The sequence below is a fragment of the Cytobacillus citreus genome (assembly GCF_018343665.1).
Lineage (GTDB): Bacteria > Bacillota > Bacilli > Bacillales > Cytobacillaceae > Cytobacillus > Cytobacillus citreus.
Map to the genome: position 1 here is coordinate 681,653 of NZ_JAGYPM010000001.1, position 13,576 is coordinate 695,228.

Below are 13,576 nucleotides of genomic sequence, written 5' to 3' on the forward strand. Positions count from 1 at the left end.
GGTGAATGTATATGAGCCTACGAGCAAATAAAGTTGGAGAACAAATGAAGAAGGAACTTGGAGAAATTATCGGACGAAAAATTAAGGATCCACGTGTTGGATTTGTAACGGTAACGGATGTTCAAGTAACAGGTGATCTCCAGCAGGCAACAGTTTATATATCAGTTCTTGGCAATGAGGAACAAAGAGAAAATACGCTTAAAGGCCTTGCAAAAGCAAAGGGATTTATTCGTTCGGAGATTGGTCAGCGTATACGTTTACGGAAAACGCCAGAAATCTTCTTTGAATTTGATGAATCTATTGATTATGGCAATCGTATAGAATCTTTACTACATCAAATCCAAGATGAAGAACGAACGAAAGATAAAGAAGATTAAGTTGGATAAAAATGGATAGACAATCGTCTATCCATTTTTTTCGAACATTTCTTCAGGCAGGAGGGAAATTTTTTGGAAGGAATATTGCCCCTATATAAACCAAAGGGAATGACTTCACATGATTGTGTTTTTAAACTTCGGAAAATCCTAAAGATGAAGAGAATTGGTCACACTGGAACCTTAGATCCGGATGTCACAGGAGTATTGCCAATTTGTTTGGGAAGAGCGACAAAAATAGCAGAATATATAACAGATGCAGGAAAAGCTTATGAAGGAGAAGTAACTATTGGCTATTCTACGTCTACAGAAGATTCTTCTGGTGAAATCATTGATAAAAAGAAAGTAAACCAGCCTATCTCAAGGGAAAAAATCTTAGCTGTGTTGGCTAAGTTAACAGGTGAAATCTCACAAACTCCACCAATGTATTCAGCTGTAAAAGTGAATGGGAAAAGACTGTATGAATATGCAAGACAAGGAATAACGGTTGAAAGGCCAACAAGAAAGGTAACGATTTATTCAATTGAGCTTTTAGATAATCGGGACATTTTTGTTGGAGAAACCATTCAATTTCGCTTTAGAGTTGCTTGCAGTAAAGGGACATATATTAGAACATTAGCAGTCATGATCGGAGAAGAACTTGGTTACCCAGCCCATATGTCGAACCTTGAAAGAATTCAATCTGCTGCATTTGCAGTACAAGATTGTTTGACATTTGAAGAAATTGAAAATAGGACAGGGCAAGGAACACTTTCTGAATCTATTCACCCTCTTGAAACCGCGCTTTCTCATTTGCCGAAATATACAATAAATGATACATTAGCAAAGAAAGTGAAAAACGGAGCCGTTTTACAAATCCCAGATTTTTTAATAAAAGTTAAAGGTCCCATCGTTCTCGAAACAGATTCTGGCTTGGCACTTGCCATATATGAACATCACCAGCAAAAGCCTGGTTTAATGAAGCCAGTTAAGGTTTTACGAAATGACTTGTAGTATTTAGGTTCTGATAGAAAAAAGGTGAATTAGCATGGAAATTATTTCAATAAACCATCCGCATCAAATGAAGAAAAATGAAAATCCAGAACTAGCAATGGCATTAGGTTATTTTGATGGTGTACATTTAGGACATCAAAAGGTAATCTTACAGGCAAAAGCAATTGCAGAAGAAAAAGGGTATAAAAGTGCTGTCATGACTTTTGATCCTCATCCATCCGTGGTTTTAGGAAAAAGTGAAAGGCATGTTGAGTACATAACTCCTTTAAAAGATAAAATCAATATTATGTCGAGTTTAGGCATTGATTATTTATATATAATAAATTTCTCCCGGGAGTTTGCGAATTTATTGCCGCAAGAATTTGTAGATCAATATTTAATTGCATTGAATGTTCAGCATGTAATTGCAGGATTTGACTATTCGTATGGCAAAATGGGAAAAGGGACAATGGAAACATTGCTATTTCATTCTCGGAATAAATTCGCTTATACAGTTGTCCCTAAATTATCTTCTAATGATGATGAAAAGATAAGCTCGACATTGATTCGATCTTTAATCCATGAGGGAAAAATGGAAAAGATACCGTCAATACTTGGGAGATCCTATACGACTACTGGCACTGTTATTCATGGGGATAAACGGGGAAGGACAATCGGGTTTCCAACAGCTAATATTGACTTATTAGGTGATTATCTAATTCCTCCAGTTGGCGTTTATTGTGTTCGCTTATTCGTTCATGGTATTTGGAATGAAGGGGTATGTAATATTGGTTATAAACCTACCTTTAATAATGAATTAGCTCAAAAACCATCAATTGAAGTGCATATTTTTAATTTTGATCAAGATATATACGGGCAGGAAGTTACAGTAGAGTGGCATTTACATTTAAGAAATGAACAGAAATTTTCTGGAATAAAAGAACTTATCGCTCAAATAGAAAAAGATAAAAAGAAAGCTCTTGTCTACTTTGAAAAAAATAATGTTTAGCCTTGCATTTTGTCATAAAAAGTTGTATTCTTATTAACGTATCAAAAGAACCATTGCTTGGCAAGTCGAGTCACCGACGCTTGCTCAGTAATCGGGGATAGAAATCAGGAGGTGAAACGGATGGCAATCACTAAAGAACGTAAGAATGAGCTAATCAATGAGTATAAAACTCATGAGAATGATACTGGTTCTCCAGAGGTTCAAATCGCTGTCCTTACAGAAGAAATTAATAAATTGAACGATCATTTACGTACTCATAAGAAAGATCACCACTCACGTCGCGGTCTTTTGAAAATGGTAGGTAAACGTCGTAACCTGTTAACTTACTTACGTAACAAAGATGTTCAACGTTACCGTGTGTTAATTAATAAGTTAGGTTTACGTCGATAATTAGAGAAGCGGGATTTTTCCCGCTTTTTTATTAGCTTAAAAAGAACACTTGTTTACATACATAAAGAATGATTTTAACTTATAATAAAAATGTACATACTAGTTATACACATACATTTATATATTTAGAGCATTTATGCTTTTTGATAAGTTTAAGGTTTAAGGTTTAAGGTTTAGGGTTCCAAGACTATTCGCTAAACCTCCATTGTGAAAAGGTAGAGAGGGGTTACAAATATGGGACAAGATAAGCATATTTATTCTATAGATTGGGCTGGACGTAAGTTATCCGTTGAAATTGGGCAATTGGCGAAACAAGCAAACGGAGCTGTTTTAGTTCGTTATAATGATACTGCGGTATTAAGTACAGCAACAGCATCTAAAGAACCAAAAAATTTAGATTTCTTTCCATTAACAGTAAATTATGAAGAGAGATTGTATGCAGTTGGTAAAATTCCAGGCGGTTTTATTAAGAGAGAAGGGCGTCCTAGTGAAAAAGCAATTTTAGCGAGCCGTTTAATTGACAGACCTATTCGTCCATTATTTGCTGATGGTTTTCGTAACGAAGTACAAGTAGTAAGCATGGTCATGAGTGTTGATCAAGATTGTTCATCTGAAATGGCTGCAATGTTTGGATCATCTTTAGCACTATGTGTATCAGATATTCCTTTTGACGGGCCGATTGCTGGTGTAAGTGTTGGTCGAGTAGACGGAGAATTTATTATCAATCCAACTGTTGATCAAGCAGAAAATAGTGATATCCATTTAGTTGTTGCAGGAACGAAAGATGCCATTAACATGGTTGAAGCGGGTGCCCATGAAGTTCCTGAAGAAGTAATGCTTGAAGCAATTATGTTTGGTCATGAGGAAATAAAGCGTTTAATCGCTTTCCAAGAAGAAATTGTAGCTGAAATTGGTAAAGAAAAACTTGAAATTGAACTATATGAGCTTGATAAAGATTTGGAAGCTGAGGTTCGTACTCTTTGCGAACAAGAAATGATTACAGCTATTCAAGTTCAGGAAAAACATGCTCGTGAAGCTGCAATTAAGTCAGTTAAGAATGATGTAATAGCTAAATTTGAAGAGCAGGAAGCAAATGATGATGACCTGAAACAAGTGAAACAGATTCTTGATAAGATTGTGAAGGGTGAAGTGCGAAGATTAATCACTGAAGAAAAGGTTCGCCCAGATGGACGTGGACTTGATGTAATTCGCCCACTTTCCTCAGAAGTTGGTCTTTTGGCACGTACTCATGGTTCAGGATTATTTACTCGTGGACAAACACAAGCTCTAAGCGTGTGTACTTTAGGAGCGCTGGGTGATGTTCAGATTCTGGATGGATTAGGAATTGAAGAGGAAAAGCGGTTCATGCATCATTATAATTTTCCTAATTTTAGCGTTGGTGAAACTGGACCTATGAGAGGACCTGGCCGCCGCGAAATTGGCCATGGTGCTTTGGGGGAACGTGCATTAGAGCCGGTAATTCCATCTGAAAAGGATTTTCCTTATACAGTACGTCTAGTTTCCGAAGTTTTAGAGTCTAATGGGTCTACATCACAGGCAAGTATTTGTGCAAGTACTCTTGCAATGATGGATGCTGGTGTTCCAATTAAAGCTCCAGTAGCGGGTATTGCTATGGGTCTTATCAAATCTGGTGAGCACTATTCTATCTTAACTGACATTCAAGGTATGGAAGACCATTTGGGAGATATGGACTTTAAGGTTGCTGGTACGTCAAATGGAGTTACGGCACTTCAGATGGATATAAAAATCGAAGGTCTTTCTCGTGAAATATTAGAAGAAGCACTTCAGCAGGCTAAAAAAGGCCGCATGCAAATTCTAGATTCTATGCTAAGTACACTTGCCAAGCCGAGAGTGGAGCTTTCTAAATATGCTCCGAAAATTTTAACAATGAAAATTAATCCAGATAAGATTCGCGATGTCATTGGGCCAAGTGGAAAGCAAATTAACAAGATAATCGAAGAAACTGGTGTAAAAATTGATATTGAGCAAGATGGTACAGTTTTCATTTCTTCAACAAATGAGGAAATGAACCAAAAGGCTAAGAAGATTATTGAAGACATTATTCGTGAGGTTGAAGTTGGACAAATGTATCTTGGAAAAGTAAAACGAATTGAAAAATTCGGTGCATTTGTAGAAATATTCAATGGCAAGGATGGACTTGTGCATATATCTGAGCTTGCCGAAGAACGTGTTGGAAAAGTTGAGGATGTAGTATCAATTGGTGATGAATTGCTTGTGAAAGTAACTGAAATTGATAAGCAAGGCCGTGTAAATTTATCTCGTAAAGTCGTTCTTCGTGAACAGCGTGAGCAAAAGGAAAAAGCCGGGCAGTAAGATAAAAAGCCCAATTAATTTAATATGATATGAAATGCAGAGTCAGGGGGGTCCCTCCTGACTCTTTCCATATACATACTAAAAAACAAGGATTTTGCTAAAAGTGGCTCGTTCTACCTTGTCCTCACTAAACATATTGTTTAGTGAAGGAGGCATGTTAGATGAAGAAAATAACGAGTTTCAGCATTATTTTTATATTTGCAATTTTTCTTGTCAATAATCCGTTTACGAACCAATATGTACTAGGATTAAAGTCAGATTCTGTTTTTGTAATGAAGGAAAAAGATGTATTATACAAAGAAATTGAAAATAAATCTGAAGATTATTATATTCCACCCCAAGATGCAAAAATTGATCGAGTCTGGAAAGCGATTCCCGGACTTAATGGATTACAAGTAGATATAGATGCTTCTTATAAAAAAATGAAGCAAAATGGGATATTTAATGAGGAAAAATTGGTTTTTCAGCAAGTAAAACCAAAAATTAATTTAAGCGATTTGCCGCCTAATCCGATATATAAAGGTCATCCAGAAAAACAAATGGTTAGTTTTTTAATAAATGTTGCATGGGGAAATGAATATTTAACGGATATGTTAGCAACGCTGAAAAAACATAATGTTTCTGCTAGCTTCTTCTTAGAAGGAAGATGGGCTCAAAATAACCCCGAATTAGCAAGAATGATTGAGGCTGCTGGACATGAAATTGGCAACCATTCCTTTACACACCCAAATATGGAGATAATATCGTCTAGCAAAACAAGGGAAGAAATACAGAAAACAAATGAAGTGATTAAGGCAATAACTGAAAAACCAATAAAGTGGTTTGCTCCCCCAAGTGGAAGTTATAGAAATGAAACCGTCCAAATTGCAGCTGAGGAAAACCTAGGAACAGTGATGTGGACAGTAGATACAGTAGATTGGAGAAAGCCAACTCCTGAACAATTATTGAATCGTGTCATGAGTAAGGTTGACAATGGGTCCATGATCTTAATGCACCCAACAGATCCTACAGCAAAATCATTAGATCAATTAATTTTGCTGCTAAAGCAAAGAAATTTACAAATCGGAACCGTATCGGAACTTTTAAGCTCCGAAAGAACGATAGATTATTATAATTTGGGAAAAGGTAATAATGAAAGAAACTAACTAGATTCTCGCTTTGTGATAGGAACAGGAGGAAATTATTTGATTAAGAAATATACATGCCCAAATGGAGTAAGAGTCGTATTAGAAAATATACCAACCGTTCGTTCTGTCGCGATTGGTGTGTGGATTGGGACGGGGTCTCGCGATGAGAATCTTAAGAATAACGGGATTTCTCATTTTCTTGAACATATGTTTTTTAAAGGTACTAAAACAAGGACTGCTAGAGAGATTGCCGAATCATTTGACAGCATTGGCGGTCAAGTGAATGCTTTTACATCAAAGGAATATACTTGTTATTATGCAAAAGTTCTTGATACTCATGCAGATTTTGCACTTGAAGTATTAGCCGATATGTTTTTTAATTCTACCTTTGTAAAAGAAGAATTAAATAAAGAGAAAAATGTCGTCTTTGAAGAAATAAAAATGTATGAGGACACTCCTGATGATATAGTACATGATCTACTTAGTAAGGCGGTCTATGAAAATCATCCTCTCGGTTACCCTATTTTAGGTACTGAAGAAACATTAGATACATTTAATGGAGATAAACTTAAGGAATATGTTCATAATATGTACACGCCTGATAAAGTGGTCGTTTCAATTGCTGGGAATATTTCCGATTCCTTCATTCGTGAAGTTGATAAATATTTTGGTTCTTATGAGGGTGGAAAACACGAAAACGTAGCACAAAACCCTACATTCCACGCTAATCGCATTGTTCGAAAAAAAGAAACAGAGCAAGCTCATTTATGTATTGGTTTCGAGGGTCTTCAAGTTGGACATGATAATATGTATAACTTAATTATTTTGAATAATATCCTTGGCGGCAGTATGAGTAGTCGTTTATTCCAAGATGTCAGGGAGCAAAGAGGTCTCGCGTATTCTGTTTTTTCTTACCACTCAGCTTACAAAGATACTGGGATGGTGACTCTTTACGGTGGAACAGGAGCTAAGCAATTAGATGTTTTATTCGACACAATGCAGGAAACACTAAGAATTTTGAAAAAAGAAGGCATTACAGAAAAAGAATTAAAAAATAGTAAAGAGCAGCTAAAAGGAAGTCTTATGCTAAGTTTGGAAAGTACAAATAGCAGAATGAGCAGAAACGGGAAAAATGAGCTTCTACTTGGAAGACATCGATCTTTAGATGAAATTCTTGAACAAATCGATACAGTTACGAAACAAGGTGTGGATAAAGTGGCAAATTCAATATTTACAGAAAACTATTCAATTGCCCTTATTAGTCCTAATGGAGAATTACCGAAAAATATATAAATATAAATTGAAACAGTCTATATGATTTTATAGGCTGTTTTTATTTTTAAATTTAGGATGTGTTAAAGCGTAGTGTTGATAATGCTATTTTGTTGTTGATTCTCGCTGCAGGCGCGAGATCCTCGAAAATGCATTCGCATTTCCTTCGTGCGGTGTTTATTCGGGGTCGATTATTCAACGTCCTGCGGGAGAAGCGAGTCAAAGGGAGACCCCGCAGGAGCGATAGCGACGAGGAGGCTTCCGGACCGCACGCTACGCTTTAGTGCCTGAAACGGAAATCAACAGAGAAGTTTAACATTGCCTAAATTTAAAGTATATCTTTTCCCTAGTATGGGAAATATCTAGCTACGACGTACAGGACGAATGTGTGACCGCTAAGGAAAGTGCTGTGAATAATCTTCGCAGTAACAATCTGAACTTAGATTGTTCCGAAGGAGATTATGTTTTTCTTAGTATAAAAGCTTTTTTTCAATGATATGAATATATAGAGGAGGAGGAATGGAGGGGATAAGGATGAGACTTAGCGAACTAAGCGGAAAAGAAATCGTCGATGTAAAGAGAGCAGAAAGATTAGGGGTTTTGGGTCAGACTGACCTTGAAATTAATGAAAAAAGTGGACAAATACAATCATTAGTCATCCCATCTTTAAAATGGTTTGGACTCAAGAGACAGGGTGAAGAAATAAGAGTACCTTGGAGTCATATAAAAAAAATTGGATCAGATATGATTATTTTAGATATGCCGGAGGAGGAGTAATCAATTATATTAATCCTTAATTGAATAGATAATCCGTTTTGGGCTGTCTCGCAAGTCTATTTAATGACTTTGAGGCATCCCTTTTCTTTTTGTGGAAAGCTCACCGAATTACGCTAACATACATAAGATGTTGAAGTAGTTAATAAAAACAATACCTGTTCATTCTTTAGAAGAAGGTGAGGGTTTCATGCTAACAGACGTACAAATCGCTGTCATCGGCGGTGATGCGAGGCAGTTAGAAATCATTCGGAATTTAACCGAATTGGATGCCAAGCTTTCATTAATTGGCTTTGAACAATTAGACCATGCCTTTACAGGGGCTGTCAAAGAAAAAATAGATGAAGTGGAGTTTTCAAATAAAGATGTTGTTATATTACCAGTGCCGGGTACAAGTCTAGATGGTCAAATAGAAACGATATTTTCAAATGAAAAGGTGATATTGAGAAAAGAGATGCTATTGGAAACACCTCCACATTGTACAATTTACTCTGGTATTAGCAATTCATATTTAGATAGTATTACAAAACAAGCAAATAGGCGACTCGTTAATCTATTTGAACGTGATGATGTTGCTATCTATAATTCAATTCCAACAGTAGAAGGAACTATTATGATGGCTATTCAGCATACTGATATAACCATCCATGGATCAAACATTACAGTTCTTGGCTTAGGAAGAGTAGGAATGAGTGTGGCTAGAATCTTTGATGCACTCGGAGCAAAAGTAAAAGTAGGTGCAAGGAAAACGGAACATATTGCAAGGATAACTGAAATGGGGCTGAACCCTTTTCATTTGAATGATTTAGAAAATGAAATTAAAGACGCAGATATTTGCATTAATACCATTCCTCATTTGGTTTTTACGTCCTCTGTTATTGCAAAGATGCCTGTTCATACATTAATTATCGATCTAGCCTCAAAGCCTGGGGGAACAGATTTCAGATATGCAGAAAAAAGGGGAATCAAGGCTCTGCTTGCCCCTGGATTACCTGGAATTGTTGCTCCGAAAACAGCAGGGAAAATATTAGCGAAAGTTCTTTCTCAGCTAATACAAGATGATATGAAGATCCGAAAGGGGAATAAAAAATGAGTTTAAAAGGAAAACGTATCGGCTTTGGTCTAACAGGGTCACATTGTACGTATGATGAGGTGTTCCCAGAAATTGAGAAGCTTGTTCAGTCAGGAGCTGAGGTACTTCCGGTTGTAACGTTTACAGTGAAAAGTACAGAAACAAGATTTGGAAAAGGTGAGGATTGGGTTCAAAGAATTGAAGATTTGACAGGGAATAAAGTGATTGACTCGATTGTCAAAGCAGAGCCTCTAGGTCCAAAAATACCATTGGATTGTATGGTCATTGCACCATTAACAGGTAATTCCATGAGTAAATTTGCTAATGCCATGACAGATTCCCCGGTTTTAATGGCAGCTAAAGCAACATTAAGAAATCAGAGGCCTGTTGTTTTAGGAATGTCAACAAATGATGCGCTTGGATTAAATGGAGTAAATTTAATGAGACTAATGGCAACAAAAAACATTTACTTTATTCCGTTTGGCCAAGATGACCCTGTAAAGAAGCCGAATTCTATGGTTGCAAGGATGACTGCACTCACTGAAACAATTGAATCAGCCATTAATGGCAGGCAGTTACAGCCAGTTATTGTTGAAAAATATAAAGACGAAATGTAACCCCTGTTTTCTAGCAAAAGTTTATTACTTTAAAGAACGAATATGTTAAAATGGATTCTATTATAAGAAAATTCATTAAGTTTTTTATTGTGCTTTTTGCTAGAAAAATATATTTAATTGAGAGGGGAATGTATTAATGGAACAGAAAAAAGGATATCATATTGCAGTATTAGGCGCTACAGGTGCAGTTGGTCAACAAATGATACAATCATTAGAGAAAAAGGATTTCCCTATTTCGAGGTTAACATTACTTTCCTCTGCCCGTTCAGCAGGAAATACAGTTCGATATAAAGGTGAAAAGCTAACCGTACAGGAAGCAACGTCTGAAAGTTTTGCAGACGTGGATATTGCTCTATTCAGTGCTGGAGGAAGTGTATCTAAAGAATTTGCACGGCATGCGGTTGCACATGGAGCCATTGTTGTCGATAATACGAGTGCTTTCAGAATGGATGAAAATGTTCCTCTTGTAGTTTCTGAAGTGAATGAAGGAGATATCCATAATCATAAAGGAATCATCGCGAATCCTAACTGTTCGACCATACAAATGGTCGTTGCACTAGAGCCTATCCGTCAAAAATTCGGTCTTGAAAAAGTGATTGTTTCTACTTATCAAGCTGTGTCAGGATCAGGTGCTGCTGCAGTTGAAGAACTCAAAGAGCAATCAAAAGCGATATTAAATGAAGAGCCATATGAACCAGCCATTCTTCCTGTAAAAGGAGATAAAAAACATTATCAAATAGCATTTAATGCTATTCCACAAATTGATAAATTCGACGAGAACGGATTTACTTTTGAAGAGATGAAAATGATTAATGAAACGAAGAAAATCATGCATCTTCCTGAACTTCAGGTAGCCGCTACTTGTGTTCGATTACCTGTTGCAACTGGTCACTCCGAATCAATCTATTTTGAAGTGAATGAAGAAGGAGTGAGCTCTCAAGAAATTAAAGAATTGTTAAAAAATGCACCAGGAATTGTTTTACAGGATGATCCAGAAAATCAAATATATCCAATGCCCGCAGATTGTGTAGGAAAATGTGATGTTTTTGTTGGTCGGATTCGTAAGGATTTAGATAATTCAAAAGGATTTCACATGTGGGTCGTATCTGACAATCTACTGAAAGGAGCAGCATGGAACTCTGTTCAAATTGCAGAGAGTTTAATTAATCTTGGTTTAGTAAAGTAAGATGATAGGTTCCATTTAAGCATACAATTTCTTTGGTGGTGTGAGCGTAGCCAAGCAGTAATTAACAATATCTAAGCTACCTTTTAATCAGAATTATTCGATGCGTTTATTATATATAGCAAAGCTCCGCCCCTTCATTTATTACAAAGAAGAGATTTTTATAGAGGTGTAGCAATGAAAATAATTGTACAAAAATATGGGGGCACGTCTGTTCGTGATGCGGCAAGTCGAGCATATGCATTAAAGCATATTAAAAAAGCATTGTCTGATGGGGGTAAGGTAGTAGTTGTTGTATCAGCCATGGGTAGAAAAGGTGATCCTTATGCAACTGATACTTTTCTATCCTTGATTGAAACAAAAAAAACGATGATCAATAAAAGAGAAAGTGATCTTTTACTATCTTGTGGAGAAGTCATTTCTAGTATTGTTTTTACGAATATGCTTTTAGAAAATGGGATTCATGCTACAGCTTTAACTGGCGCACAGGCAGGCTTTCGGACTAATAATGAGCATACAAATGCAAAAATTATTGATATGAAATGTGATCGGTTATTTAAAGAGCTTGAAGTATATGATGTCATTGTTGTTGCGGGATTTCAGGGGATTGCCAAAAATGGGGATGTGACGACGATAGGGAGAGGTGGAAGTGATACTTCTGCCGCAGCTCTAGGTGCTGCATTAAATGCAGAATGGATTGATATATTTACGGATGTTGATGGTATCATGACAGCTGATCCTCGTATTGCAGAAAATGCCCGTCCTTTATCTGTTGTTACTTACACAGAAGTGTGCAATATGGCCTATCAGGGGGCAAAGGTTATTCATCCACGTGCAGTGGAGATGGCTATGCAGGCGAAGATCCCAATTCGAATTCGTTCAACTTATAGTGATCACTTAGGTACTCTCGTTACAACATTAAATAAAGAACGAAGAGGGATAGATTTTAGAGAACGAATTGTAACAGGAATTGCCCATCTTTCCAACATCACACAAATTAAGGTTCAGGCCAAAAAGGATCAATATAATTTGCAGGCAGAAGTATTTAAAGCAATGGCAAATGAAGGAATTAGCGTGGACTTTATCAATATTTATCCGAATGGTGTTAATTATACAGTAACTGAAGAAATGACGGATAGAGCAATTGAAATTTTGAAAGACTTAGGCCATAATCCATTAGTAGAGAAGGAGTGTGCAAAGGTTTCAGTAGTTGGCGCTGGCATGCAAGGTGTACCAGGAGTGGCATCCAAAATTGTAACAGCATTATCTGAACAAGAAATAAGAATTTTACAATCTGCAGATAGTCATACTACCATTTGGGTGCTAGTAAAGCAAAATGATCTAATTAAAGCGGTAAATGCTTTACATGATACATTTCAATTAGAAAAAGATCATTCCTTGTACGAGAAAACTGATATATAAAGTTAAGTAAAGGGAGTGTAGTAATGATTCAATTTGGCCGGATTTCAACTGCGATGGTTACCCCATTTGATAAAAAGGGACATATTGATTTTCCAAAAACGACACAGCTAATAAATTATTTAATTGAAAATGGAACTGAGTCCCTTGTTGTTGCAGGAACAACTGGTGAATCTCCTACTTTATCGAAAGAGGAAAAATTGGCATTATTTAAGCATGTTGTGAAAATAGTTGATAATAGAATTCCAGTTATAGCAGGAACAGGCAGCAATGACACATACGCTTCAATTGAATTAACGAAAAAGGCAGAACAAATTGGTGTTGACGCGATTATGGTTGTTGCACCTTACTACAATAAGCCAAATCAAGAAGGGCTATATCAGCACTTTAAGGAAATTGCTGTAAATACCAAACTGCCAATAATGGTTTATAATATTCCTGGGAGGACTGCAGTTAATATTTCCCCAGAGACGATTATTCGACTTTCTAAAATTCCCAATATTATTGCTGTCAAGGAAGCAAGCGGCGACTTGAATACAATGGCAAAAATTATCGCAGAAACGGAAGACCATTTCCTTTTATACAGCGGTGATGATGGATTAACGATTCCGGTTATGGCAATAGGTGGAAAAGGTGTAGTTTCTGTTGCTTCTCATGTAATAGGAAATGAGCTTCTAGAAATGGTTCAGGCATTTTTGGAAGGTCAAACTGATAAAGCTGCAAAACTGCATCAGAAGCTTTTACCAATCATGGAAGGCCTTTTCACAGCACCTAACCCAGCACCAATTAAAACAGCTCTTCAACTTAAAGGATTTGATGTTGGTTCAGTCCGTTTACCATTAGTTCCGTTAACAGAGGATGAAAGAAAAACTTTATCAGCACTTATTATTTAGAAAAAGAATTCAATGGAGCCAATCAGTTTTAGTTCTGATTGGCTTTTCCATGTAGCTGATTGCTGGGCCCATCCGCTTTTCTTCTTGACCAGCTTCTGGTGCCATCGGCTCGAGGTCAT

General features: G+C 36.7%; 13 protein-coding genes. All 13 read left to right on the forward strand.

The genetic code is table 11. The features are described from left to right. Positions 1-11: 11 nt before the first annotated feature. The 13 genes from rbfA (at position 12) to dapA (ending at position 13,457) form a co-directional block, all read left to right on the forward strand. Positions 12-377: a 30S ribosome-binding factor RbfA gene (rbfA, locus tag KHA94_RS03445; protein WP_213100733.1), complete on the forward strand. Its 366-nt coding sequence runs from the start codon at positions 12-14 to the stop codon at positions 375-377. 72 nt (positions 378-449) lie between these two features. Continuing rightward, positions 450-1,367 (forward strand): tRNA pseudouridine(55) synthase TruB, encoded by a 918-nt coding sequence (truB, locus tag KHA94_RS03450; protein ID WP_213100734.1) that lies wholly within the window; start codon positions 450-452, stop codon positions 1,365-1,367. Between the two features lie 34 nt (positions 1,368-1,401). Continuing rightward, entirely contained in the window at positions 1,402-2,355 is a 954-nt protein-coding gene (ribF, locus tag KHA94_RS03455; protein ID WP_213100735.1) for a bifunctional riboflavin kinase/FAD synthetase, read from the forward strand. A 120-nt stretch (positions 2,356-2,475) separates the two neighbouring features. Then, positions 2,476-2,745, forward strand: a complete 270-nt coding sequence (gene rpsO, locus KHA94_RS03460; protein WP_057769914.1) for a 30S ribosomal protein S15 — start codon at positions 2,476-2,478, stop codon at positions 2,743-2,745. A 234-nt stretch (positions 2,746-2,979) separates the two neighbouring features. Further along, positions 2,980-5,100, forward strand: a complete 2,121-nt coding sequence (gene pnp / locus KHA94_RS03465; RefSeq protein WP_213100736.1) for a polyribonucleotide nucleotidyltransferase — start codon at positions 2,980-2,982, stop codon at positions 5,098-5,100. Positions 5,101-5,261: 161 nt separating this feature from the next. Beyond that, complete coding sequence (locus KHA94_RS03470; protein WP_213100737.1) at positions 5,262-6,245, forward strand: polysaccharide deacetylase family protein; 984 nt, start codon at positions 5,262-5,264, stop codon at positions 6,243-6,245. A gap of 39 nt (positions 6,246-6,284) precedes the next feature. Further along, a complete protein-coding gene (locus KHA94_RS03475; RefSeq protein ID WP_213100738.1) occupies positions 6,285-7,520 on the forward strand; it encodes a M16 family metallopeptidase in 1,236 nt (411 codons plus the stop codon). A gap of 513 nt (positions 7,521-8,033) precedes the next feature. Beyond that, the gene (locus tag KHA94_RS03480; protein ID WP_213100739.1) at positions 8,034-8,276 is read left to right on the forward strand and encodes a YlmC/YmxH family sporulation protein; all 243 of its coding nucleotides are present in this window, start codon (positions 8,034-8,036) and stop codon (positions 8,274-8,276) included. Between the two features lie 187 nt (positions 8,277-8,463). Next, positions 8,464-9,366, forward strand: coding sequence for a dipicolinic acid synthetase subunit A (dpaA, locus tag KHA94_RS03485; protein ID WP_213100740.1), 903 nt, complete (start codon positions 8,464-8,466; stop codon positions 9,364-9,366). Beyond that, entirely contained in the window at positions 9,363-9,962 is a 600-nt protein-coding gene (gene dpaB, locus KHA94_RS03490; RefSeq protein ID WP_213100741.1) for a dipicolinate synthase subunit B, read from the forward strand. Before dpaA ends, dpaB begins: the two co-directional genes overlap by 4 nt. Positions 9,963-10,098: 136 nt before the next feature. Further along, positions 10,099-11,148, forward strand: coding sequence for an aspartate-semialdehyde dehydrogenase (asd, locus tag KHA94_RS03495; RefSeq protein ID WP_213100742.1), 1,050 nt, complete (start codon positions 10,099-10,101; stop codon positions 11,146-11,148). A gap of 174 nt (positions 11,149-11,322) precedes the next feature. Continuing rightward, complete coding sequence (gene dapG / locus KHA94_RS03500) at positions 11,323-12,567, forward strand: aspartate kinase (protein WP_213100743.1); 1,245 nt, start codon at positions 11,323-11,325, stop codon at positions 12,565-12,567. A gap of 23 nt (positions 12,568-12,590) precedes the next feature. Then, positions 12,591-13,457: a 4-hydroxy-tetrahydrodipicolinate synthase gene (gene dapA, locus KHA94_RS03505; RefSeq protein ID WP_213100744.1), complete on the forward strand. Its 867-nt coding sequence runs from the start codon at positions 12,591-12,593 to the stop codon at positions 13,455-13,457. The last annotated feature ends 119 nt before the right edge of the window (positions 13,458-13,576 follow it).

Bases quoted from the DNA above. Each gene is read 5' to 3' on its own strand.
- rpsO (WP_057769914.1), top strand. From the start codon at position 2,476: ATGGCAATCACTAAAGAACGTAAGAATGAGCTAATCAATGAGTATAAA.
- rbfA (WP_213100733.1), top strand. From the start codon at position 12: ATGAGCCTACGAGCAAATAAAGTTGGAGAACAAATGAAGAAGGAACTT.
- ribF (WP_213100735.1), top strand. From the start codon at position 1,402: ATGGAAATTATTTCAATAAACCATCCGCATCAAATGAAGAAAAATGAA.
- dapG (WP_213100743.1), top strand. From the start codon at position 11,323: ATGAAAATAATTGTACAAAAATATGGGGGCACGTCTGTTCGTGATGCG.
- pnp (WP_213100736.1), top strand. From the start codon at position 2,980: ATGGGACAAGATAAGCATATTTATTCTATAGATTGGGCTGGACGTAAG.
- dapA (WP_213100744.1), top strand. From the start codon at position 12,591: ATGATTCAATTTGGCCGGATTTCAACTGCGATGGTTACCCCATTTGAT.
- KHA94_RS03480 (WP_213100739.1), top strand. From the start codon at position 8,034: ATGAGACTTAGCGAACTAAGCGGAAAAGAAATCGTCGATGTAAAGAGA.
- dpaB (WP_213100741.1), top strand. From the start codon at position 9,363: ATGAGTTTAAAAGGAAAACGTATCGGCTTTGGTCTAACAGGGTCACAT.
- KHA94_RS03470 (WP_213100737.1), top strand. From the start codon at position 5,262: ATGAAGAAAATAACGAGTTTCAGCATTATTTTTATATTTGCAATTTTT.
- asd (WP_213100742.1), top strand. From the start codon at position 10,099: ATGGAACAGAAAAAAGGATATCATATTGCAGTATTAGGCGCTACAGGT.
- dpaA (WP_213100740.1), top strand. From the start codon at position 8,464: ATGCTAACAGACGTACAAATCGCTGTCATCGGCGGTGATGCGAGGCAG.